This window comes from Hymenobacter elongatus (assembly GCF_004745955.1).
Taxonomy (GTDB): Bacteria; Bacteroidota; Bacteroidia; order Cytophagales; family Hymenobacteraceae; genus Hymenobacter; species Hymenobacter elongatus.
Window position 1 is genome coordinate 12,498 of the sequence record NZ_SRLD01000047.1, and the last position, 21,618, is coordinate 34,115.

Sequence of the window (21,618 nt, forward strand, 5' to 3'; positions counted from 1 at the left end):
AGTACCCTTGCACCATCGGCTGCCATGCCCGCCACCAACGACGACTTGCTTGCCGCACCGCTACCCATTGCCCCATCACAATCGGTTCCTCCGCCACCACCCACCGTGCGTAGTGAAAACGGCCGCCTGGAGCTAACAGCGGACCGTCTCACAGTGAACGGCCAGCAGTTTGCGCTGCTGGAGCTGGAGGATGTAGAGGTTCAGCCGGTACGCTGGCTGCTGTGGTTTATGCTCGGGGGCCTGGTGCTAGCGGGCTTTACGCTGGCTTTTCTGCAAAACTGGGTCCGTACAATGCCCGCTATGTTTGGCATGGCCACCGGAGCCCTTCTTCTGGCCTATGGTAATCGGGGGGCCAACCGCTTGCGGGTGTTCCGGCTAGGGCGGGAAGCTGCTTATTTCTCTTTTCCGGGTGCGCCAGAGCAGTGGCTCAAACTGGCGGCGGAAGCCAACCGCCGTATCCGGCAGCGGCACGACGCGGCGGCAGCGGAGGCGGAGGCGCTACTAGCAGCGGAGGCTGCGACTTTGGCTGCCGTGACCGACTCCACCGAGCCAACCGCGCCAGCATAACGTGCGGGCAGCACTGCCGGAGCATATAGGTCCGGCTGGCAGTATGCGCTGATTAGTCTGATTGCTCTACCTTTGCCCGCTTTTCTTTTCCGGACAAGCTTCTTCTTTTCCCTCTTCCATGGACGCCAAACACGGGCACACTGCCATTTCTACTGCTGGCTTACTGATTGCCCTGGGCATTATCTACGGTGATATTGGTACTTCCCCGCTGTATGTGATGAAGGCCATCGTGCCCGAACTCATTGACCCGCGGCTTATTCTGGGCGGTATTTCCTGCGTGATCTGGACGCTGACCTTGCAGACCACCGTCAAGTACGTGATTCTCACCCTGAATGCGGACAACAACGGCGAAGGCGGCATTTTCTCGCTCTACGCCCTGGTGCGGCGCAAGGCAACCTGGCTAACAATACCGGCCATCATTGGCGGCGCGGCGCTGCTGGCCGACGGGGTAATCACGCCCCCAATTTCGGTATCCTCGGCCATCGAAGGACTGAAGCAGGTGTACCCGCAGCTGAGCCAGGATACAATTGTCTACATCGTTATTGCCATTATTGCCGGCTTGTTTTTGCTGCAAAGCTTTGGCACCCAAATCGTAGGCAAGGCTTTCGGGCCCATTATGTTCCTCTGGTTTACCATGCTCGGCGTGCTCGGCATCAGCTGGATTGTGCAGAATCCCACGATTCTGAAAGCGGCCAACCCCTATTACGCCTATGAGCTGCTGGTAAAATATCCCGGCGGATTTTGGCTGCTGGGAGCGGTGTTTCTGTGTACTACGGGCGCTGAGGCCTTGTATTCCGACCTGGGCCACTGCGGTAAGGGCAACATTCGGATCAGCTGGATTTTTGTTAAAAGCACTTTGGTTCTGAACTACCTGGGCCAGGGCGCGTGGCTGCTCTCGCACCAGGGCGAACAGCTCAATGGCCGCAATCCTTTCTATGAGCTGATGCCGTCGTGGTTTCTGCTTATTGGTATCGGAGTCGCCACTATTGCTGCCATTATTGCCTCCCAGGCCCTTATCACGGGCTCCTTTACGCTGGTAGCGGAAGCCATTCGGCTGAATCTGTGGCCTAAAGTGAAGCTCAACTACCCTACCGACGTGAAGGGCCAGCTCTACGTGCCCAGCATGAACCGGCTGCTGCTGCTGGGCTGTATCGGCGTGGTGCTCTACTTCCGCGAATCGTCGAATATGGAAGCGGCCTACGGTTTGGCCATCACGCTCACCATGCTCATGACTACGCTGCTGCTCACCGTATGGCTGCGCACGCGCCGGGTACCCATGGTGGTGGTGGTGCTCTTTGCCTTGACGTACGGCATTATTGAGGGCTCCTTTTTGATTGCCAACCTAATCAAGTTTCCGCATGGCGGCTGGGTTTCCCTGGCTATCGGCTCGGCCCTGATGGTGGTGATGTACGTATGGCTGCGGGCTTACTACATCAAGCGCCGCTTAACGGAGTTCGTCAAAATCGACCCGTACATGGATGCGCTCCGGGAGCTTAGCAACGACGAATCGGTGCCCAAATACTCCACCCACCTCGTGTTTATGACCTCGGCCGAACGCAGCTCCGAAATCGAGTCGAAGATCATCTACTCCATCTTTCAGAAGCGCCCGAAGCGGGCCGACATCTACTGGTTCGTGCACGTCGATACCACCGACGAGCCCTACACCATGGAGTATAAAGTGGTGGAGCTGGCTCCCGACGATGCCTTCCGCATCACCTTCCGGCTGGGCTTTCGGGTAGAGCAGCGCATCAATCTGTACTTCCGCAAAGTGGTGGAAGACCTGGTGCGCAACAAAGAAGTGGACATCACCTCCCGCTACGAGTCGCTCAGCAAGCAGCACGTCACGGGCGACTTCCGCTTCGTAGTGCTGGAGAAATTCCTGTCGGTAGAGAATGAGTTTCCGGTTATGGAAAAGCTGGTGATGCAGGCCTACTTCTACATCAAGCAGTTCATTGCCTCCGAAGACAAGTATTTCGGACTCGATACCTCTTCAGTGAAAGTCGAAAAAGTGCCGCTGGTAATAACCCCCGTGCGCGACGTTGCCCTGACGCGGATTACGTAGCAGTTGTAGAATTTGTCGATTTGTTCGGCATGCCGAAAAAGCCCCGTTGCGTTGCAGCGGGGCTTTTTTGTGCTGTATCAGAGCCACAGCCGACCTAACTCCCACTATTCCAGAGTGAAACCCACTTGCATTTAACAGTGATTTTTATTCCTTTAGACTATTACTCCATTCTTTTCTACCCCAAACACCCACAACACTATGCGTATCCCTACCCTTTCCGCAGCGCTGTTGGCGCTGCTGTTGGCAGGCTGTCAGCGGGAAGCCGACGAGCAGCAACCCCAACCCGCCGAGAACCCGCAGGAAGCCCTGAGCCCGCAGCAGCTCGACGAGCAAATCATGACCAGACTGCGCCAGAGCGGCAGCTTCGACTGGAACCAAACCACCCCGCACTTCGTCTGGAGCGCCCTAACCCGCTCCGACTACGTGCTTTCGGTGGGCTACCGGCCAGCAGGCAACACTGGCGCTATTCCTACCGATGCCGCCACCGACCCCACCTGGCAGGCCGCGCGCCAGCAGGTGCTGGCGCTTATTCTGGCCGAGGAGCGCAAAGTCCGGCCCGAACTGACACTGAACGACTTACTGGCCTATGAGGAAAACGTGCTGCCCGTGCTGGATGTAACGGTTCGGGAGCTAAGCACCATTCAGCGGCTGCGCGAATCGCGGCTGGTGCGCTACGCCGAGCCCATCGGCTACGAGCCAAACCGCGCCGCCGCCAATAAAGCGGCGGCCGGACTTAGCAGCAGCGGCTGCGGCAACAACACCGCCACGGCCGGCCTCGTGGCCGGGGCCGACTACACTGCGCTCAGCAACGGCAGCAAGTCGTCGTGGAACCAGGCAGACCAATACCACGGTGTGCGGGCCGGCTGGAGCCAAAGCACCGGGGAAGGCATCAAGCTGGTCATCATCGATTCAGGCTCTTCCGACACCCAGGAAAATCTGGGTTCTGCCTTCAATCAGGGCCTGAGCACGGGCCGCACCATCGAGCGCCTCGTCACGCTGCCACGCAACTCCTTATTCGGCATTCCCTACGGTGCGCAGGAAACCCCGAACGACGGCTGCGGCCACGGCACCAGCATGGCTGGGGCGGCAGCCGCGCCCCGGGGCACCGATGGCGCCGCCGTTGGCATGGCCTACAACGCCAGCCTGATAACGATACGGGCTTCCGAAGACGTATTCATTGACGGGAGCCGTGAGGTGAAAGGCGTCTCGGACGCGTACATTCTGGCCGCCAACCGGGCCGATGTGCGCATCATCAGCATGAGTATGGGCCGCCTGACGAACTCGTCGCAAATGACGGATGCCATCCGCTACGCCTACGGCAAAGGCAAGCTCCTCTTCTGCGCCGCCGGTACTTCCTTCGACTGGACAGCCGGCTGGGTAGGCGTCATTTACCCGGCCTCGCTGCCCGAAGCCGTGGCCGTAACGGGCGTGAAAGACAACCTCACCACCCGCTGCGACGAATGCCACACTGGCGCTGACGTCGAATTCACGGTTGTGATGCAGCGCACCAGCATTGACCGGCGGCCGCTCACGCTGGCCATGAGTGGCGACGCGCCCAGCACTGTAGGCGGCTCCTCGGTAGCCACGGCCAGCATGGCCGGCCTAACGGCTATGGTATGGGCCCGCTACCCCACCGAAACCCGCGCCCAGATTATGAGCCGTCTCGTAGCCAGCAGCAGCAACCGCAACGCCCGCAGCAGCAGCTTTGGCTGGGGCCGGGTAAACGTGGGCGCGGCCGTGGGTGTGCTGCCCCTGTAAGTAACGGCGAATAGAATGCACAAAAAAGCTGCAGAGAATTTCTCTCTGCAGCTTTTTTGTGCGCTAGCTGGTAATCTGGCTAGCCTATTTCGTGCGCAGCCACTTAGCGAATACTGCTTGCTGCTGCGCCGTGGCGTTGGGCAATTTCTCGATGCGGTAGCGCTGGGTGCTGCCAGCCATAAGCGGGAAAGTAACCTCTTTCATCTGCCCGTCGCGGCTAACCAGCAGCGTGACGGGCGTGCCCACTGGCTGCCCCGCCAACAGCTTATTGGGGTCGTCGGTGACGCGGGCTCCGTTGAGGGCCAGAATTTCGTCGCTCACGCTCAGGCCGCCCTGCCAAGCGCTGCCGTCGCGCAGCACGTTGGCCACCGTGAACTTGCCGCCGGTCGTGCTGACGCTGGCGCCCAGCGCGGCATCGGTGGTGAAGGGAGTGTTGGTTAGCGTCAGACCCGCGTAGCCCAGAGCAGTGGCGTAGGGCAGTATTTCAGTGCCATACACGTTTTTGCGAAAGAAATCGTCGAAGCGGCGGCCAGCTACCTTGGCTACGGCATCCTGGTATTCGTCATCGGTGAAGCCCCGGCCGAGCTGCTTGTAGTAGCGGTCGTAGAGGTAGCGCATCACATCGTCGAGGCTTTTCTGCCCCTTGGTTTCGTTGATGATCATCAAGTCCAGCACCGCCCCGATTACTTCGCCTTTGTCGTAGTAGCTGATGCCGGTGTTCTGCGAGTTCTCATTGGGCCGATAGTACTTAATCCAGGCGTCGAAGCTGGATTCGGAGGCTGCCTGCTGCTTGTTGCCGGGCGTATTCTCGACCCGGCCAATGCCATTGCTCAAGTCGGCCAGATAGCCTTCCGGCGTCACGAAGCCCGCCCGCTGCACAATCAGGTTGCTGAAGTACTCGGTGCCGCCTTCACTCACCCACAGCATGTGCGTGTAGTTTTCAGCGTCATAGTTGAACGGCCCCAGGGCTACCGGCCGAATGCGCTTCACGTTCCAGAGGTGAAAATACTCGTGCGCCACCAGGCCCAGAAAGCCCTTGTAGCCACTTTCGGTGCTGTAGGCATTGCGCGAAACCGAAAGCGTGGTCGAGAATAAGTGCTCCAACCCGCCGGTGCCCCGGTCGATGTTATGGATGATGAACAGGTAGCGGTCCAGGGGGTTCTGGCCCACTACGCGGTGAGCTTCCTCGCACACCCACTTCAAATCCGTCAGCAGCCGGGCTTCATCATACTTGGGGTTGCCAAACATGGCCACGGTGTGCGGCGTACCGTTGGCTTCAAAAGTCAGCACTTTCTGCGTCCCGATTTCAATCGGCGAGTCAGCCAGCTCGTCATACGAAGCCGAACTGAACGTGAAAGGCGTACCGGTAGGCTTCAGACTGGTTGATACCTGATTCCAGCCGGGCGCGGGCTGCACCGTCAGGGTGCTGGGCAACTGCTGACCATCGGCGGGAAACATGAACACACTCGTGCCGTTCAGGTAGCCGTGGGCCGCGTCGATAAAGCTGGTGCGCACGCTCAGCTCAAAGGCGTACACGCGGTAGCGCACCGTGAAGTCTTTGGCTTTGGGGTGAAATACGCGCCAGGTGTTCTTGGTAATTTTCTCGGTTCGCAGCACTTCGCTTCCGGCTTTTGCCGTGAAGCCTTCTACATTTTTGGCAAATTCCCGCACCAAGTACGAACCGGGAGCCCACACCGGCATTTTCACGTCGGTATACTGTTTGCTGAAACCGCCTAGGGCCATTTCAACCTCAAAATAATGGGTTTGCGGAGCCGGCATCGACAAGGTATAACGCAGCGTGGGCGCGGCTAGCGCCACACCAAACTGACTTAGCAGCAGCACCAAAGCTGCCGCCAGTGCCAGACGGAAACGGGAATGGGACATGAAAAGGGAAGAGTTGGAATGAAAAATAAGCGGAGCAATTGTACTCCGACACCAGAAAAGAGTCGGAGTTGCAAAGTAAGGCTGAATTTCGGGCCTTTTCACCCCGTCCGGCTGCAGAGTGGCCGGGGGCCGGAACCTGAAGTGTAGCTCCTCCGTTAGCCCGGTCAGGAACCGCTATTCACCCTCCGGCGGTCCGCTTCTGGGTATGCGCTACGTCTGGCTTGCTTTTCTCTCTTTGGCCGCAGTATTAGTGGGCCTGATTGGGTGGCAGCGACTGCGGCCAAGCGCTTCGACTCCCCTGGCAACGGCCCCGGCCGCCGCCCCCACCGCGTTGGTAGCCAAACGCTCAGCAGCCGAGGTGGCCCAGCCTACTACTGCCCTTTGGGCTACTGTTAAGCCCGTGCCGCGTGCCGACAGCATAGTCCGGTTTGCTATGCAGCAGATTGGGGCTGAGTATTGCTATGCCGGCACTACGCCCACGGGCGGCTTCGACTGCTCCGGCTTTCTGACCTTTGTCTACAGCCATTTCGGCATTCAGGTGCCGCACTCCACGGCGCTGCTGCACACTACGGGCAAGCCTATTCCCCGCGAGCAGGCCCGCAAAGGCGACATGGTGATTTTCACGGGTACTGCTACCACTTCTGCTACGCCGGGGCACGCGGGCATCGTCATTTCCGACCCTGGTCAGCCTATTCGCTTCATTCATTCCTCCTCGGCCCGCAAAGAGTCCGGAGTTAAGATTAGCAGCGTGGAGAAAACCGATTACGAGCGGCGATTTATGGGCATCCGGCGCGTCCTGTAACACGGAGTGGATATATTTTTTCTTCTGTTCCCTTGCAGGCAACACCACTGCGGTAGCCTGCGGCTTAGTAGATAGCCTATAAAAAACGATACCCGGTCGCCTATGCAGAACCTTCTGAGAGGCTGCTGGGCGAACCGGGTATCTAATCCTTCAAATCTTACCAAGCGACGAGTCTGGGGTACAGCCCCGTCATCCTTTGTGTAAGACCTTGCCAGAATGCGGGAATCCACCCTAAAGGGCTAACAAAGATTCCGCGCGAAAGCTGTTGTTAAGCGCGTCCGGCGGTGAAGCGGACTACATTCGACAGGCTTGGCAGGATTTGTTTGGGACTACTAGACATTTTGTACCTCCTTTCTTTAGATCCGACATCCCCCACCGGCGCGGCCCAGCACCTTAGGGCTGCTAGGATGGGGTCGTAGCACTCACTACTGGCTGGTAAAGTCAAAAGAGCCTGGGATGGTTCAAAATAAAACCGCGTTTTTCCGCCCCTTTTACGGGCTATATTACCCATCCCATTGATTGTCAGGGTGTTTTTTTTACGAATCATTCTCCTCCCAGCGCCTTTTTTTATTCGTCTCAGTCATTGGCCTCAAACTTGCAAACAGTCATTTCAGCTTTAAAGTCTTGTGCATGCCGCGCATTCCAGACTTTTCTCCTATCTTTTTCCCGTCCACATCCCACTCACTCCTATTTCCATGAAAAAAACATTGTTCCTGTGTCTGACCCTGTTGCTGGGTTTTACAGGCATTGCTTCGGCCCAGAAACTCTCCCCACTTGGTATCTGGACCAACTCGGAGAAGAAGGCCACATTTGAAATCTACCAAAACGGCGACAAGTTGTATGGTAAAATCGTGTCGCTAACGGTACCCATCGACCCGGCTACGGGCAAGCCCAAGCTCGATCCGCAGAATCCAGACGCGAAATTGCGCAACCGCCCACGGCTGGGCATGGTGTTCATGAAGGACTTCAAGAAGGACAGCGAAAACAAGTGGGACGACGGCACCATCTATAATCCCGAAGATGGCAAAACCTACTCCTGCTACATGAAGGTGCTCAATGCCAATACCATGGAAGTGAAAGGCTATATTGGCTTTTCTCTGATTGGAAAATCGCAGACCTGGACGCGCATCAAGTAGCGGCGTTCGTTTGTCGGCTTACAGAAGCGACGCTCCATTGGGGCGTCGCTTTTTTGTGCTACCTTCCTTCTCTCAGGAACCCTTAGCCAGCGCGTTGCGGTTTAAAAGCATACCACCCCCAGCCATCTTGAAAACCCTCCTGCTTAGTGTACTGCTGTTACTGATCTGCTCTTTTGGAGCCAAGGCTCAGGCAGTGATACCCGTGGGGATCTGGGCCGACGAGACGGGCGAGTCGCACATCGAGATTTACCGCTGCGGCGAGAAGCTCTGCGGCCGCCTGGTCTGGCTGCGGGAGCCTCAGGAATCGAACACCGGCCGCCCGAAAGCCGACCTGCACAACCCGGACCCCAGCAAGCGCAATATGCCGCTGCAGAATCTGACCGTGCTCCAGAACCTGCGCTACAATGCCAATTCCGAACGGTGGGAAGACGGCGAAATTTATGACCCTAATAACGGCCACACTTATTCCTGCTACATGAGCCTGACCAAAGACAAGCTGGAAGTAAAAGGCTATATCGGCTTCGCTATCATTGGCCGGTCCCATTACTGGTCGCGCGTGCGGCCCTGACCTACGCCGCCAGCTCTAGTCTGCAACAGCACCGCCAGCCGTTGCAGACTGGCAGTGGTAGACACCATCGACGAGGGCGCTTTTGCGGCCGCCGCAGCCTTTAAAATACTTCTTCAATCCGGTAGGGCTTGCCCCGAAAGCTGAACGTGTCGCCGACCCGGCTGCTGGCCATGGCCTGATAGAGCGGCGAAAAAGCAGAAATGGCGAAATAAAGCTCGTCCTCTATTTTGATTTCACCCAGGCTGACGGCAATATAAAACCGTTGCGAATCGGTGATAACTACTGTGCCGACGCCAGGCTGATCTTTGGGAGAGCGAGCTTCCGGCACACGCCGCAGGGCTTGCAACCCATTGAGGGCCTCGTCGAGTTGCCGGGCGAACAGGTCGCGCTGAATCTGGCAGGCCTCCCAGAAGGACTCAAACTTATCCTCCGTGGCGCTCTGGCTTTCGATGGCACTTTCCTGTACCTCGAGCATCGCCTGGCGCGCCGTATCGGCTTTTTGCTGCTGCACCCGGCGGCATTCGGTGAGTAATTGTTGTTTTAGAACGGTACGTTGTTTGGTTGTCATAGAGTAGGTTGCAGAGTGATATAGAAAGAAAAGGACAAACCAGTGCCCGCTGGGGCTGCAATGCACCAGCAAAAACTATTTCAGAACCCTAGTGTTTCTTTTCAAACCTAGTACTATCCCTTGTTTACTTTTATCAAAAACATTTTCTCCTCCCCTTCCGGCACGGAGGCTACCAGCTGGCAGCCCCTGTCGCGGACGACGAGCCAACAGCGGACCCACGAGCAGTGGGTGGCGCAGCAAGTGTATCTGAACTGGATGGGTCCCTACTTTAAAGCGTATCACTTCCAGAAAACCGGGGTGTGCGCCAAGCAATTTCGCGTGCAGCTGCTGAAGGAGCCAGGCCGCCAGGGCGCGGTGTTCTTCTACGACCCCAGCATTGGCCCCGGCAACTTTCGCCATTTGTTCGACTTCATTCGCGACCAGATGCTCACGAAAGGGTATAACCTATCGGTATCGGACCGGCGGCTGGTGAAGCACGAGCGGTATGCGGAGTGCATCGACAAGCATTTTCTGAAGCCCATGCCCCACGATTGCGCTGCTACGGGCCGCTGCGACCAACTGTTTGGCAACGTCACGATAGATCTTATCAGCGTCAACGGGCAGCCGGGTTTCATCCGGGTTTTTGCGAACCCCTACCACGACAGTATTTTCACGACGGCGGCCTCCTTCGATTCGCTGATGGAAACCGTATTTAATTTTCCGGTGGCCCCGCCCGAGGTGCAGCAGCTTATTGCGCACTATTACAAATAGCGTTGGTATTTCATAGGCCCAAAAAAGCCCTGCTGTAGCTACAGCGGGGCTTTTTTGGGCCTATGAAATCAGCTTACTCTCGCACAAACCGGGCGAAGGAAACGGCGCCCTCCGGCGTAGTGAGGCGCAGGTGATACAAGCCAGCCGCCAGCGTGCGGGTGTTGAGCTGACTTTGGGCGGCTCCTACGGTTTGGCGCAGCACTACGCGGCCCGTCATATCCGATACTTCCGCCTGTGCCGTGCGCATCGTCAGGTTGGCGAGCTGCAGCACTTCCCGGCACGGGTTCGGATACACTGCCAAAGGCACCATCTGAGCGGCGGCCTTGGTAGCCAACGCATTGTCGCGGCTTACGACGCCGTTGCCGTTGAGGACCCATTGGTTGGGGTCGAGCTGAATGCTGACGATAGTGCCCGCCGTGGGCAAGTTGAAGGTATTTTCCTGCTGGCTCTGGCGCAGCCGCACGATTTGGCTGGTGCCGTTGCTGTAGTTGATTTTGTAGTCGAGCTCGGTATCGAAAAACGGTGTTATTGATGCCATAGAAACTGCTTCTGTCGTTTTCAGAAAGAGCGAGTTGCCAATCTGGTTCCAGCGCACCGTGAACGTAGGGTAGCCTTCGCCCTGAATCCACTGCCGGAAAAAGGCATCGAGGGAGCGTCCGGCTTCGGCTTCGAAGACACGCTGCATATCGATGGTGCGAGCCGTGCTGCCGCTGTAGCGGGTTTGGTAGGTGCGCAGGGCCCGGAAGAACTTGACGTCATCGTTGAGCAAATAACGCAGCATGTGAATGACGGCAGCACCCTTCCGGTAGCTGAGGCGGCTGCTGAAGATCCGGTTAACATTGGTCGTATCGGGCACGAGGACGCTGCCGCCGGGGCTCTGTATGGCGGAGGCATGCACGTTGTCCATCCAGCTGCGGGCGGTGAAGGGGGCGGTGCTGGCGAAGGCCGTCAGCGACATATATTCGCCGTAGGTAGCAAAGCTCTCATTGAGCCAGATATCTCGCCAGGAGGCGCAGGTCACGTTGTCGCCGAACCACTGGTGAAACAGCTCGTGGGCTGTGAGCGTGAAGGTGAAGCCGTCCTGAGTCGTCATGGTCTGGTGCTCCATGCCGCCCCCGATGGGGGCCATGGCATGGCCATATTTTTCCTTGGCAAACGGGTAGAGACCTACCAGATTCGAGAAATTCTCGATGAAGCCCGGCGTGCGGTCAATCTCAGTTTTGTAGGTATTCAGCGCATTGGCATAGATGTAGTTGACCACCGGGATACGGGGTCCGCCTGCCGGGTTGGCGTAATTTATATACTCGATGTAGGGCGCTACGGCCACCGAAACCAGGTAGTAGGCAATCGGGTTGCGCGACTTCCACTCATAGCGGCTTTTGCCGTTGGGGCGCGGCGTCACGCGCTCCAGCACCCCATTAGAACCGACTTTGTTGAGGCTCTGCGTCGTAACCCATACATCCGAGGAGTCGGCCTTGTCGGTTAGCACTTGCTTGCAGGGCCACCACTCGAAGGCATTGAAGGGCTCGCTCAGGCTCCAGGTGACGTTGACGCCGAAATCCTGATCTACGGCGGTATTCAGGGCATCGCCAATGGCAGCTGCGCCCCCATTGGGTGCCGTGCCCCGGTAATAAATGTAGGCCTCAAACAACGAGCCGGCCGGCGCGGGCTGGGCCAGCCGCACGGTTACGTCGCCGGCGGCCCGGCGGCTGCCCACCGCTTTCTTACCGTTCACGACCACGGAGTCGATGATAAAGGTGGGATAGAGCTCAAAGGCCAGGGAGTCGAGCGGCTGAGCACCGTTCAGCGCCTTCATGCGCGCGGAGCCCTCCACATAGCGCGAGTTGTTTTCCAGGGCAATGTCGAGCTTGTAATACTTCACGTCGTAGCGCTCCATCTTCTGCCGGTGCCGAACGGTGGTGGCGGGTTGCCGCAGGGCAGCGTTTTGGTGCATTTGGGCGCAGCTAATGGCCGCATCGACGGAGGAGGCAGCCTGGGGCCGGGACCCGGAAATCTGCGCCTGGGCAGCTCCCGTTATCAGCCAGGTAGCCAAAAAAGAGTAAAGAATACGACGCATGCGAAGAGGGTGAAATGAATACGGTATAGGTCGCCAGCCGGCCACCCGATAGGAGGATTGCGAAGATACGCTTCAGGTTGCAAACTCCAGGCTTGGGGCTGGGGTTCCGGCCGCAGGTTTTGTATCTTTCGAGAGGTCCTTTTCTGTACGCGTATGACTCATTTCCTACCCCGGGTTTTATTCGCTTTTCTGGTACTACTAGTGGCCGGCGGCGCGGCGCGGGCTACGCATATCGTGGGCGGAGAGCTGGATTTGCAATACGAGTTTGGCAGCCGCTACCGGATCAATCTGAACCTGTATTTCGACGCCGTGTATGGCAACCCCGGCGCGCTGGACAACAACCTGACGATCAGCATTTTTGAAATGGGCACCAACCGGCGGATGCGCAATCTGCCCTTGCCCCTGGTTTCCAATACCACGGTCGTCTATTCCGACATTGCCTGCACGCTGCCCATTTTGGGCACCCGCCGCATTCAGTACTCCAGCGCTATCGACCTGCCGGGCGATACGTACAACAATCCCATGGGCTACTACGCGGCCGTGGAGCGCTGCTGCCGCAACAACAGTATCCGCAACATTCGCTCGCCCGGCAGCGCGGGCCAGACCTACTACCTGGAGTTTCCGGCGGTGGTGCGCAACAAGCAGCCGTTCGTCAACTCCACCCCCCGCATATTCCCGCCCCTGAGCGACTATGCCTGCCGCGGCGAGCTATTCTACTACGACTTCGGGGGGCAGGATGCGGATAAGGATTCGCTGGTATATGAGCTAACGACGCCCCTGAACGGGTACTCCAGCTTCGGGGTGCCCAAGCCCGCGCAAGCGGGCCCCCTGCCCTACTCGCTCGTGCAATGGATGCCCGACCTGAGTGAGCTTGCTCAGATTCCTGGCACCCCGGCTCTCACCGTGGACCGCTTGACGGGCCGCTTGCAGGTGCGCCCCAGTCAGCTGGGACTTTTCGTATTCGGCATCAGATGCCTGGAGTATCGCAAGGGCGAAAAAATCAGCGAGGTGCGGCGCGACTTTCAGCTGCAGGTAATCGACTGCCCACAAAACGTCAAACCCTCCATGACGATGTTTGTGCCCGGTAGCAGCAAGCCGTATCAGGTGGGCAAAGACGTGGTGCGCCTGGCACCGGGCACCAGCCGCTGCATCAAGCTGCGCTTCACCGACCCCGACCCTGCGTCCAGGCTTAGCTTATCAGTGCGGCCGGTCAATTTCACGTCGCCGCTGCCTACGTTTTCCGTTACGCAGGGCACCGTGCGGGCCACGGGCGCCCCCGATACGCTGGTGTCGCAGCTATGCTTTCCGACTTGTTTCACTACCAAGGGCAACGAGTACCTGCTCGACATAATTGTGGCCGACAACGGCTGTAGTCTGCCGAAGCGCGACACGATTCGGGTGGCCTTTACCAGCGTGCCCGACCCCAACGACCCGCCACAGGTAGCCACTACCGCCGGGCCCGGCCTCCCTCTACGGGTTCGAATCGGCGACGTAGTGACGTTTCAGGTGACGGGCCAGGACGCTGACGGCGACCCGGTGACGCTGGAAATGACAGGCCGCAACTTTGCCCCGGCCAGCGTAGGCGCTTCGTTCCTGCAGAATACGACCGGCGCCCAGGTGCGCGGCACGTTCAGCTGGCGCGTGCCCTGCCCACCTACCGACAAGCTGTTCTACGAATTCGAGTTTGCCGCCGCCACCAGTCCCTGCAACGAGCGGCAGACGTCGTCCCCCATCCTAATCCCGATTCAGATTGACTACAGCAACACGCCGCCCACCCTCACGTCCTCGTTCCCGCCCGAAAAGCCGGACTCCCTTACTATAATCAGGCGGCTCCTGGGGAATGTATTCACAGCCACGCTGGAAGGGCTGGATGCCGACAATGATGGGCTAACCTTGACGGCTACGGTGAAGAACTACACGCTGGCAGCGGCCGGCATGCGCTTCACGCCCCGGAACGGACCGGGCAAAGCAACCGGCACGTTTGAGTGGCTGCCAAACTGCGAGGTGGCCAACCGCGACAATATGGAAGTAACCTTTCAGGTAGTGGATGCCACCTGCCGCCCGGTGGGCAAAGCCCGCACGGTGCGCTTTGCGGTGCAGCGCCCCGTAGCGCCCGACTTTATGCCGCCCAACATCTTCACGCCGAACAAAGACGGAATCAACGACCACTTCGAGCTGCCTACCCTACCGCCTGACTTCTGCGAGTCGCGCCTGGCCAACATCAAAATATTCAGCCGCTGGGGCAATCTGGTGTATCAGACCACCGACCGCAGCTTCCGGTGGGATGGTGGCGGCCGGCCGGCCGGCGTGTATTTCTTACTGATTGATTTCACCGATAAAAGCTTCAAGGGCACCGTTACGATTGCGCCGTAGTACGTTGTGATAAGCGCACAAAAAAGCCCCGGCACGTAGTTAGTGCCGGGGCTTTTTTGTGCGCTTATCAGTGGTGGCTGGCGGTTAATACAAAAACAGAAAAACAGCGAACAACGCTACCCAAAGCACATCAATAAAATGCCAATAGATATTCAGCATACGTAACTGGCGGTGGCGGTACGGGTCGCGGATAAATACCAATGTGCGGACGGCATCACGCGAGGCGTGCATGGTGCGCAGCATCAGGGCTAGCAGCACCAGCATGCCCCCCAACAAGTGGGCTACGTGCAGGGCCGAAATCAGGTAGATGTAGGTGCCGCTGGCCTCGCCCACGAAGAACACGCCTTGCAGCATCAGCTCCCGCCAGCCCAATACCTGCAGGCCGGCGAAGATGCTGCCCAGCAGCAGCGTGGCCCCCATACACCGGATCAGGTTGCGCATATCGTCGGAGCGGTAGATGCGCCTAGCTTGGCTCAGCGTGTAACTACTGATGAGCAACACAATGGTACTCAGGGAAAAATAACGGGGCAGCGGATGAATACCGACAGGAGACGCGCTCTGGGTACGGGTCTGCACGTAGGCCGTCACCAGAATCACAAACATAATCGTGATGCCAATCATGCTCAGGTACAGAAGCATGAGGAGCGGCGGAACCCGCTCGATGCGGGTGAAAGCAGAAGGCGGGCGACCAGCACCTACTTTGTCTTTGCGTTCTTTATCAGAATTCATCATCGGGGTGAGAGGAACAGCGTACGTTCTGGCAAACCAAACCAAGAGCCATAAGTTCCGCAATCGACCACGCCGACGGTACCAGGGGCTATGTAGCAAGATACGTAAAATACCATTTCTCGGGCACCCTTAGCCGGGATTAATCAGCCCGAAAAAAAGACCCGATTTTTCCCCACACGGCGTTGAGCGTAATTTTGGGGGTGCGGCCGGCCCCGAAAGTGACGTACGTTTTGCCCGCCACCCGCAAGTCGAGCACCAACCCCAGCTGCCGGGCCAGGTCGTTAAGCTGCTGCATGGGGTCGGGCGGGGTATCGGCAGACTTGGGCTTTTTCTCGCCAGCGGGCTTGGGTGGGCCGCTGGTGAGCTTGTCGAGCACCCGCTGGCTGGGCAGGTTCACAATCAGGTAGGACCCCGAGCCCGCTATCTGAATATCGTCGCCGTCGAGGGAAATAACCAGCCGGGCTTCAATGTCGAGGCCACTAGCCAAGGGGCTGCGGATTGGAAGGCGGCAGCGACACAGCAACAGGGCTGGCTGGTGGGTTGTCGCCCCGAGTCCGGATGCGGAGCGAGCCATTCAGCCGCCAGGTAGCGGGCGCCGCGCCGGGGTTCAGGGCGTTGGGCACCTGCAGTTCCATCTGGTCGAAGGCGCAGGTCAGCTCCACGCCGCCGGAAAGCTTGGTCAGCAACGAGGCAGCCATGTCGGCCCAGGTGCCGGATGATTGGGAAGAATCAGCCATAGGAATGAGGTGGTAAAGGGGAAAGGAAGAGAAACGATACCCGGCAAACGTGCCCGGGCCGCGCAAGTTACGGGGCCGGAGGCTGCCGCGCCACTCCTGGCCGGTTGTTTGCCTAGCGGAGGTATATCTAAATAAAGCGGCCTGCGTATGTTGCCCAGGTTCCGCGCTACTGTTCACCTTCCCGCCTTATGCTCGCTCTGCCCTCCCTTCGTTTTATGTATCCCCTGGCGCTGGCCCTGCTGTCGGCCTCGGCGGCCGGGGCTCAGGTAGCCCAGAAAGCGCCCGATAGCCTGGCCGGCCCCACTACAGCCACCACAAGCGCTGCTCCCGACTGCGCCCACCCGTTCGGACTCAAGGACAACATGGAGCGCGTCTACCGCATTACTACTGCCGATGGCAAAGCGGCGGGTGAGCTACGGATGCGGGTAGTGAGCCTGGGGACGAAGATGAATAAGAAAAAAACCGTGGAAACCCACACGGCACTACTCAAAAGTGGCCTCTACGACAGCAAGAACCGCTTGCAAAGCATGCAGGACCTCACCTTTGCCTGTCGGTCGGACACGAGCTACACCGACGGCATGGCGGAGTTCAAGCCCGAAAGCCTCCGCTCCTTCCGGGACCGAAAGCTGCTCTATGCGCCCGTAGCCCTGGCCTGGCCCCATCAGCCGAAAGTAGGCGCACAGCTGCCCGACGGGGGCAGTCAGGTGCAGGTGAGCAGCTCGGTGGTCGATATTGCCAAAGTCAGCAGCTTTGCCCGCAAGCGCAAAGTGGTCAGCGGCCCCGAGTCCGTGACGACGCCGGCCGGCACGTTTTCGTGCTACAAAGTGGAGTCGGAGCACGAAGACGCCACCACTGCCCGCAAGGACATGGTTATCCGCTCGGCCAACCGGGTCGTGGACTACTACTCGCCGGCCGTGGGCATCGTGAAAACGGAGGTATATGGCAAAAATGGCAAGCTCGCCCAGATCCGAACCCTGGTCAGCAGCAGTGGCGGCGTGGGGCGCTAGGCGAAAACCAGTATTTGAGTATTTTAGGGGCCGAATCATCGGCCCCTTTTTTTGTCCCTCCTATGACCTTCCAGCATTTTGCCCTAGTAGGCTGCTTGAGTAGCCTCGCCGCCTGCCAATCGTCGCCGTCGGCGACGAAAACGGGCGCGGCCACTACCACCGCTGCCGCTGCTACCACAGCAGTCGGTAACACGTACGGCGCGGCCATAACCGCCGACGGGGCCCGGCCCATGCGGGAGCTGCGCCAGGCCCTGGGCACCCAGGATTCGGTGCGGGTGAAGCTGACGGGTACGGCCTCCGAAGTCTGCCAAGCCAAGGGCTGCTGGCTGACGATAGCCACCGCTGAAGGCAAGCAAATGCGGGTACGCTTCAAGGATTACGCCTTTTTTGTACCCAAAGACATCAGCGGCAAAACTGTGGTTGTGAATGGCTGGGCCCACCGCGAGGAAGTACCCGTCGAGGATTTGCGCCATTACGCCCAGGATGCGGGCAAATCGGCGCAGGAAGTGGCGGCTATTACCCAGCCCGAGGAGCAGCTCAACTTCGAAGCCGACGGCGTGCTGGTGCAGCCGTAACAGTGCTTACCACTTCCATCGTACTTCGCCTTTAGTACAAAAAGCCCTTTGCCACTTACTGGTGAAGGGCTTTACGTTGAAAAAAAGGTAACCAAGCACTGCACTCCAGATTCTTCGCCGGCGTATGCCGGCTACCGAATGACGGACGTAGTGAGAAAACCCAAGCGCCGGAAACATTTGTGCTTCGTAGCCAACCCTGACCCCAAGCCGGTTATTTTTGCCCCATGCCCGACCAAGATTCAATTCAGCACCGCATCAGCACGCTTACCGCGTGGCTACACCACCTCAACCACCAGTATTACCAGCAGGATACCTCCGAAGTAACCGACCAGGAATTCGACCAGCTGCTGGCCGAGCTTCAGGCGTTGGAAAAAGAGCATCCCGATCTGGCCCTGCCCAACTCGCCGACCCAGCGCGTGGGCGGCACCATCACCAAGCAATTTGCGACGGCCCCGCACCGCTACCCCATGCTGAGCCTGGGCAATACTTATTCGGAGGCCGACCTGCGCGACTTCGACGAGCGGGTACGCAAGGGGCTGGAAGGCGCGGAGTTTGCCTACGTCTGTGAAATGAAATTCGATGGCGTGGCCATGAGCCTAACCTACGAGCAGGGCCAGCTGACCCAGGGCGTGACACGCGGCGACGGCACCCGCGGCGACATAGTGACCAGCAACGTGCGCACCATCAAGAACCTGCCGCTGCACCTCCGCGCCGCCGGGCCGGCCCAGCCCCCGGAGTTTGAGGTGCGAGGCGAGATATTCCTGCCCCTGCCCGTATTTGACGACCTGAACAAGGAGCGGGAGCAAAACGGCGAGGCCCTGCTCGCCAACCCGCGCAATGCCGCCAGCGGCACGCTCAAGCTCCAGGATTCGGCGGTGGTAGCGGCCCGCCGCCTACGCTTTTTCGCCTACAGCTTCCTGAGCCCCGAGCGCAACGTATTTCCTACCCACAGCGCCGCGCTGGAGGCGCTGAAGGCCTGGGGCCTGCCGGTGTCGGACACCTGGCGGCGCTGCACCACGCTGGCCGAAGTGCTGGACTTCATTCATCACTGGGAGAAAAAACGCTTCGAGCTGCCCGTCGCTACCGACGGCATCGTGATTAAGGTAGATGATTTCCAGCAGCAGGAAGCCCTGGGCTTCACGGCCAAAAGCCCGCGCTGGGCCATTGCCTACAAGTACCCGGCCGAGGCGGCCCGCACCCGCCTGAACAGCATTCAGTACCAGGTGGGCCGCACCGGGGCCGTGACGCCGGTGGCCATGCTCACGCCCGTACCGCTGGCGGGCACCGTGGTCAAGCGCGCTTCGGTGCACAATGCCAACCAGATTGCGGCCCTTGATTTGCGCCTCGGCGACATGGTATTCGTGGAAAAAGGTGGCGAGATTATTCCCAAAATAACCGGCGTCGACCTCACGGCGCGCCCCGCCGACAGCCAGCCCATTCGGTACCCCACCGAGTGCCCGGCCTGCGGCACTCCCTTGCTCCGGCCCGAAGGCGAAGCCCACTTTCGCTGCCCCAACGACGAAGCGTGCCCGCCCCAGCTCAAAGCAAAGCTGGAACATTACGTGTCGCGCAAGGCGTTGAATATCGACGGATTGGGAGCCGAAACTGTGGGCCGCTTCGCCGAACTGGGCTTGGTACGTACCCCGGCCGACATCTACGACCTCACAGTAGAGAAGCTCACCGGCCTGGAACGGCTGGGCGAAAAGTCTATCCAGAACCTAATCAATGGCATCGAAGCCAGCAAGCAAGTGCCGTTCGACCGGGTCCTGTTCGGGCTGGGTATTCGGTACGTGGGCGAAACCGTGGCCGAGAAGCTGGCGGCTCACTACCGGACCATGGACGCTATGGTGGCCGCCTCGGCGGCGGAGCTGGCGGCCGTGCCCGAGGTAGGCGGCGTCATTGCGGAGTCGCTGGCCGCCTGGGCCACGCACGAGAGCAACCGCCAGCTCATCGAGCGGCTGCGGGCGGCCGGCGTGCAGCTGGCCCTGACCGGCGAGGCCCCGCAGGCCGTGAGCGACCGGCTGGCGGGCCTCACCTTTGTATTGTCGGGCGTATTTGAGCAGCACAGCCGCGACGAGCTGCAGCACCTGATTACGCAGAACGGCGGCAAAATCACGGGCTCCATCAGCAAGAAGCTGAGCTACCTAGTGGCGGGCGACAAAATGGGCCCCGCCAAGCGCGAGAAGGCTACCGAGCTGAAAGTGCCCATCATCTCCGAAGTTGATTTGCTGGCCATGATCCCCTCCTCCACGGAATTTAATGTAGCCGACGAAGCTTTAGAGGCAGGCAATGCGAGTAGGCCTGAAGCTGCGCCCGAAGCCTTCCCCGCCACGGCGTCTGGCCGCCCAGGCCAGCAGGCTTCGCTGTTTTAAAGTCAGAATCAAGAATGTCCTGCTCATCTGGCGTCCGCAAAGTCGAAGCATCTCGCGTGCTGACGCCGGATTACTTGCTACTCAAACGGCGCGAGCGAGATGCTTCGGCAGCGTGGATGCCAGATGAGCAGGACACCCATTTTCGTACTAATTCCTTTTCTCCACTTATGCTCCGCTCCTTCCTTTCCGCTGCAACCGGCCTGCTGATTTTCACTTTGTCAACCGCTACGCCAGCGGCGGCGCAGACCAAAGTACCCGTTGCCGACCTGACCACCACCCAAAAACTGGTCAAGCAACGGCAGATAGTCGTGCTTGACGTGCGTACGCCAGCCGAATATGCCACCGGCCATCTGCGCCACGCGCAGAATCTGGACTTCAAAGCGGCTGACTTCCCCGCCAGAGTTGCGGCCCTGGATACTTCCAAAACCTACGTCCTGTACTGCGCTTCCGGCAACCGCAGCGGTCAGGCCGCCGCGCTGATGCAGGAGAAAGGCTTTGCCAGAGTAGTGAACGGTGGCGGGTTTAAGGACCTGAAAGCGGCGGGCTTGAAGACGGAATAATGTCTCTAGCAGTTCAATTTACCCCAGGCCAATGGGATGGCAATAAATGGCCTTGCATCGACATTGAACCTGTTGACGTTAGGCTATTTTCACTATTGCTCAACTATTTATCCTCTACCTACTGTTTCCCCGCCCCACCTTTGGTAGATATACTGGATGGCAGTGGTGTAGTACTCCCCAAAAGTTGGACAGTAAATGGCGGCTATCTTAGTCAACGCCATGAACCCGAAACGCACCCGTCGCCGCTTCACGGCGGCCTTCAAAGCCGAAGTAGCTTTAGCCGCCCTAACCGAGCGTCAACTGATAGCTGACCTGGCCGTCCGCTATCAGTTGTCGGTGGCCCAGATCAGCCGCTGGAAGCTGCAGTTGCGCCAACAGGCGGCGCAGGTTTTCGCTGAGGCCGGCCCATCTACCCCGACCCCGCCGGATGTGGAGCCGCTCTACGCGGCCATCGGGCGGCTGCAGATGGAAAACCAGTTGCTAAAAAAAACGCTGCCGCCATGTGCGTAGCCCAGCAACGCGCCCTGGGGCTGGCCAGCGGCGAAGGCTGCGTGCAAACCCGCTGCCAGACCCTGGGGCTGGCCCGCAGCAGCTACTACTACCAGCCCCGGGGCGAAAGTGCGCTGAACCTGGAGTTGATGCGCCTGCTGGACGAAGAATTCACGCGCCACAACTTCAAGGGGGTGCTGGGCCTACGTGACCACCTGCGCCTGGCCGGCTACCAGGTCAACGAAAAGCGCGTGCGCCGCCTCGTGCGGCTCATGGGCCAGGAGCTGGTCTACCCCAACCCCCGCCTATCGGTGCCGGCAGAAGGCATTACACGCTACCCGTACCTGCTACGCGAACGGGTACTGACGGCCCCGAATGAGGTCTGGAGTACGGACATCACCTACGTGCCCATGGCCCGGGGCTTCCTCTACCTGGTGGCCGTACTCGACTGGCACTCGCGCTACGTGCTGAGTTGGGAGTTGAGCAACACGCTCGACGTGGGCTTTTGCCTCACGGCCCTGCACACTGCGCTGGCCACCCAACCCGCCCCGTTCATCTTCAATTCCGACCAGGGCAGCCAGTTCACCAGTCAGCTCTTCGAGCA

Annotated in this window: 20 protein-coding genes; 14 read left to right on the top strand and 6 right to left on the bottom strand. The window is 59.2% G+C overall.

Annotation, left to right across the window (positions count from 1 at the left end):
- Positions 1-24: 24 nt before the first annotated feature.
- The 3 genes from E5J99_RS18425 to E5J99_RS18435 all read left to right on the top strand — a co-directional run bounded on the left by E5J99_RS18425 (position 25) and on the right by E5J99_RS18435 (position 4,387).
- The gene (locus tag E5J99_RS18425) at positions 25-567 is read left to right on the top strand and encodes a hypothetical protein (RefSeq protein WP_135499292.1); all 543 of its coding nucleotides are present in this window, start codon (positions 25-27) and stop codon (positions 565-567) included.
- A 118-nt stretch (positions 568-685) separates the two neighbouring features.
- Complete coding sequence (locus tag E5J99_RS18430; protein ID WP_135499293.1) at positions 686-2,629, top strand: KUP/HAK/KT family potassium transporter; 1,944 nt, start codon at positions 686-688, stop codon at positions 2,627-2,629.
- 198 nt (positions 2,630-2,827) lie between these two features.
- On the top strand, positions 2,828-4,387 hold the full coding sequence (locus E5J99_RS18435) for a S8 family peptidase (RefSeq protein ID WP_135499294.1): 1,560 nt from the start codon (positions 2,828-2,830) through the stop codon (positions 4,385-4,387).
- A gap of 84 nt (positions 4,388-4,471) precedes the next feature.
- Here E5J99_RS18435 and E5J99_RS18440 read toward each other — a convergent pair whose 3' ends face one another.
- Entirely contained in the window at positions 4,472-6,271 is a 1,800-nt protein-coding gene (locus E5J99_RS18440; protein WP_245319093.1) for a M61 family metallopeptidase, read from the bottom strand.
- A 235-nt stretch (positions 6,272-6,506) separates the two neighbouring features.
- Between E5J99_RS18440 and E5J99_RS18445 the strand changes: the two genes are divergently transcribed.
- The 3 genes from E5J99_RS18445 to E5J99_RS18455 all read left to right on the top strand — a co-directional run bounded on the left by E5J99_RS18445 (position 6,507) and on the right by E5J99_RS18455 (position 8,777).
- Positions 6,507-7,073: a C40 family peptidase gene (locus E5J99_RS18445; RefSeq protein ID WP_167852212.1), complete on the top strand. Its 567-nt coding sequence runs from the start codon at positions 6,507-6,509 to the stop codon at positions 7,071-7,073.
- A gap of 695 nt (positions 7,074-7,768) precedes the next feature.
- Entirely contained in the window at positions 7,769-8,209 is a 441-nt protein-coding gene (locus E5J99_RS18450; RefSeq protein WP_135499296.1) for a DUF2147 domain-containing protein, read from the top strand.
- Positions 8,210-8,336: 127 nt separating this feature from the next.
- Positions 8,337-8,777, top strand: a complete 441-nt coding sequence (locus E5J99_RS18455) for a DUF2147 domain-containing protein (protein WP_245319095.1) — start codon at positions 8,337-8,339, stop codon at positions 8,775-8,777.
- A gap of 100 nt (positions 8,778-8,877) precedes the next feature.
- On the opposite strand, the gene E5J99_RS18460 is transcribed toward E5J99_RS18455, so the two are convergent.
- A complete protein-coding gene (locus tag E5J99_RS18460) occupies positions 8,878-9,345 on the bottom strand; it encodes a hypothetical protein (RefSeq protein ID WP_135499297.1) in 468 nt (155 codons plus the stop codon).
- Positions 9,346-9,465: 120 nt separating this feature from the next.
- On the opposite strand from E5J99_RS18460, the gene E5J99_RS18465 reads away from it, so the two are divergent.
- Positions 9,466-10,095: a hypothetical protein gene (locus tag E5J99_RS18465; protein ID WP_135499298.1), complete on the top strand. Its 630-nt coding sequence runs from the start codon at positions 9,466-9,468 to the stop codon at positions 10,093-10,095.
- Between the two features lie 73 nt (positions 10,096-10,168).
- Here the strand turns inward: E5J99_RS18465 and E5J99_RS18470 are convergent, their stop codons facing one another.
- Positions 10,169-12,172 (bottom strand): M1 family aminopeptidase, encoded by a 2,004-nt coding sequence (locus E5J99_RS18470; RefSeq protein ID WP_135499299.1) that lies wholly within the window; start codon positions 12,170-12,172, stop codon positions 10,169-10,171.
- A gap of 153 nt (positions 12,173-12,325) precedes the next feature.
- Between E5J99_RS18470 and E5J99_RS18475 the strand changes: the two genes are divergently transcribed.
- A complete protein-coding gene (locus E5J99_RS18475; RefSeq protein ID WP_135499300.1) occupies positions 12,326-14,545 on the top strand; it encodes a gliding motility-associated C-terminal domain-containing protein in 2,220 nt (739 codons plus the stop codon).
- A gap of 84 nt (positions 14,546-14,629) precedes the next feature.
- Here E5J99_RS18475 and E5J99_RS18480 read toward each other — a convergent pair whose 3' ends face one another.
- The 3 genes from E5J99_RS18480 to E5J99_RS18490 all read right to left on the bottom strand — a co-directional run bounded on the left by E5J99_RS18480 (position 14,630) and on the right by E5J99_RS18490 (position 16,011).
- Entirely contained in the window at positions 14,630-15,277 is a 648-nt protein-coding gene (locus E5J99_RS18480) for a cytochrome c oxidase subunit 3 (protein ID WP_245319097.1), read from the bottom strand.
- Positions 15,278-15,413: 136 nt separating this feature from the next.
- Positions 15,414-15,761, bottom strand: a complete 348-nt coding sequence (locus E5J99_RS18485) for a hypothetical protein (protein WP_135499301.1) — start codon at positions 15,759-15,761, stop codon at positions 15,414-15,416.
- Positions 15,754-16,011, bottom strand: coding sequence for a hypothetical protein (locus tag E5J99_RS18490; RefSeq protein WP_135499302.1), 258 nt, complete (start codon positions 16,009-16,011; stop codon positions 15,754-15,756). The genes E5J99_RS18485 and E5J99_RS18490 overlap by 8 nt, the downstream gene beginning before the upstream one ends.
- A 188-nt stretch (positions 16,012-16,199) precedes the next feature.
- On the opposite strand from E5J99_RS18490, the gene E5J99_RS18495 reads away from it, so the two are divergent.
- The 6 genes from E5J99_RS18495 to E5J99_RS18520 all read left to right on the top strand — a co-directional run.
- Positions 16,200-17,018: a TapB family protein gene (locus E5J99_RS18495; protein ID WP_135499303.1), complete on the top strand. Its 819-nt coding sequence runs from the start codon at positions 16,200-16,202 to the stop codon at positions 17,016-17,018.
- Positions 17,019-17,080: 62 nt separating this feature from the next.
- Positions 17,081-17,593, top strand: a complete 513-nt coding sequence (locus tag E5J99_RS18500) for a DUF4920 domain-containing protein (RefSeq protein WP_135499304.1) — start codon at positions 17,081-17,083, stop codon at positions 17,591-17,593.
- Between the two features lie 224 nt (positions 17,594-17,817).
- On the top strand, positions 17,818-19,965 hold the full coding sequence (gene ligA, locus E5J99_RS18505) for an NAD-dependent DNA ligase LigA (RefSeq protein ID WP_135499305.1): 2,148 nt from the start codon (positions 17,818-17,820) through the stop codon (positions 19,963-19,965).
- Positions 19,966-20,132: 167 nt separating this feature from the next.
- The gene (locus E5J99_RS18510) at positions 20,133-20,525 is read left to right on the top strand and encodes a rhodanese-like domain-containing protein (protein ID WP_167852213.1); all 393 of its coding nucleotides are present in this window, start codon (positions 20,133-20,135) and stop codon (positions 20,523-20,525) included.
- A gap of 219 nt (positions 20,526-20,744) precedes the next feature.
- Entirely contained in the window at positions 20,745-21,035 is a 291-nt protein-coding gene (locus E5J99_RS18515) for a transposase (protein ID WP_167852214.1), read from the top strand.
- Positions 21,026-21,618, top strand: a 593-nt coding sequence (locus E5J99_RS18520) for a DDE-type integrase/transposase/recombinase (protein ID WP_167852215.1), incomplete at its 3' end; no start/stop codon positions are given. The genes E5J99_RS18515 and E5J99_RS18520, both read left to right, overlap by 10 nt.

What these genes read in the sequence shown, in the direction of transcription:
- E5J99_RS18425 (WP_135499292.1), top strand. Translation starts at nt 25, where the DNA reads ATGCCCGCCACCAACGACGACTTGCTTGCCGCACCGCTACCCATTGCC.
- E5J99_RS18430 (WP_135499293.1), top strand. Translation starts at nt 686, where the DNA reads ATGGACGCCAAACACGGGCACACTGCCATTTCTACTGCTGGCTTACTG.
- E5J99_RS18435 (WP_135499294.1), top strand. Translation starts at nt 2,828, where the DNA reads ATGCGTATCCCTACCCTTTCCGCAGCGCTGTTGGCGCTGCTGTTGGCA.
- E5J99_RS18440 (WP_245319093.1), bottom strand. Translation starts at nt 6,271, where the DNA reads ATGTCCCATTCCCGTTTCCGTCTGGCACTGGCGGCAGCTTTGGTGCTG.
- E5J99_RS18450 (WP_135499296.1), top strand. Translation starts at nt 7,769, where the DNA reads ATGAAAAAAACATTGTTCCTGTGTCTGACCCTGTTGCTGGGTTTTACA.
- E5J99_RS18460 (WP_135499297.1), bottom strand. Translation starts at nt 9,345, where the DNA reads ATGACAACCAAACAACGTACCGTTCTAAAACAACAATTACTCACCGAA.
- E5J99_RS18470 (WP_135499299.1), bottom strand. Translation starts at nt 12,172, where the DNA reads ATGCGTCGTATTCTTTACTCTTTTTTGGCTACCTGGCTGATAACGGGA.
- E5J99_RS18475 (WP_135499300.1), top strand. Translation starts at nt 12,326, where the DNA reads ATGACTCATTTCCTACCCCGGGTTTTATTCGCTTTTCTGGTACTACTA.
- E5J99_RS18480 (WP_245319097.1), bottom strand. Translation starts at nt 15,277, where the DNA reads ATGATGAATTCTGATAAAGAACGCAAAGACAAAGTAGGTGCTGGTCGC.
- E5J99_RS18490 (WP_135499302.1), bottom strand. Translation starts at nt 16,011, where the DNA reads ATGGCTGATTCTTCCCAATCATCCGGCACCTGGGCCGACATGGCTGCC.
- E5J99_RS18495 (WP_135499303.1), top strand. Translation starts at nt 16,200, where the DNA reads ATGCTCGCTCTGCCCTCCCTTCGTTTTATGTATCCCCTGGCGCTGGCC.
- E5J99_RS18500 (WP_135499304.1), top strand. Translation starts at nt 17,081, where the DNA reads ATGACCTTCCAGCATTTTGCCCTAGTAGGCTGCTTGAGTAGCCTCGCC.
- ligA (WP_135499305.1), top strand. Translation starts at nt 17,818, where the DNA reads ATGCCCGACCAAGATTCAATTCAGCACCGCATCAGCACGCTTACCGCG.
- E5J99_RS18510 (WP_167852213.1), top strand. Translation starts at nt 20,133, where the DNA reads ATGCTCCGCTCCTTCCTTTCCGCTGCAACCGGCCTGCTGATTTTCACT.
- E5J99_RS18515 (WP_167852214.1), top strand. Translation starts at nt 20,745, where the DNA reads ATGAACCCGAAACGCACCCGTCGCCGCTTCACGGCGGCCTTCAAAGCC.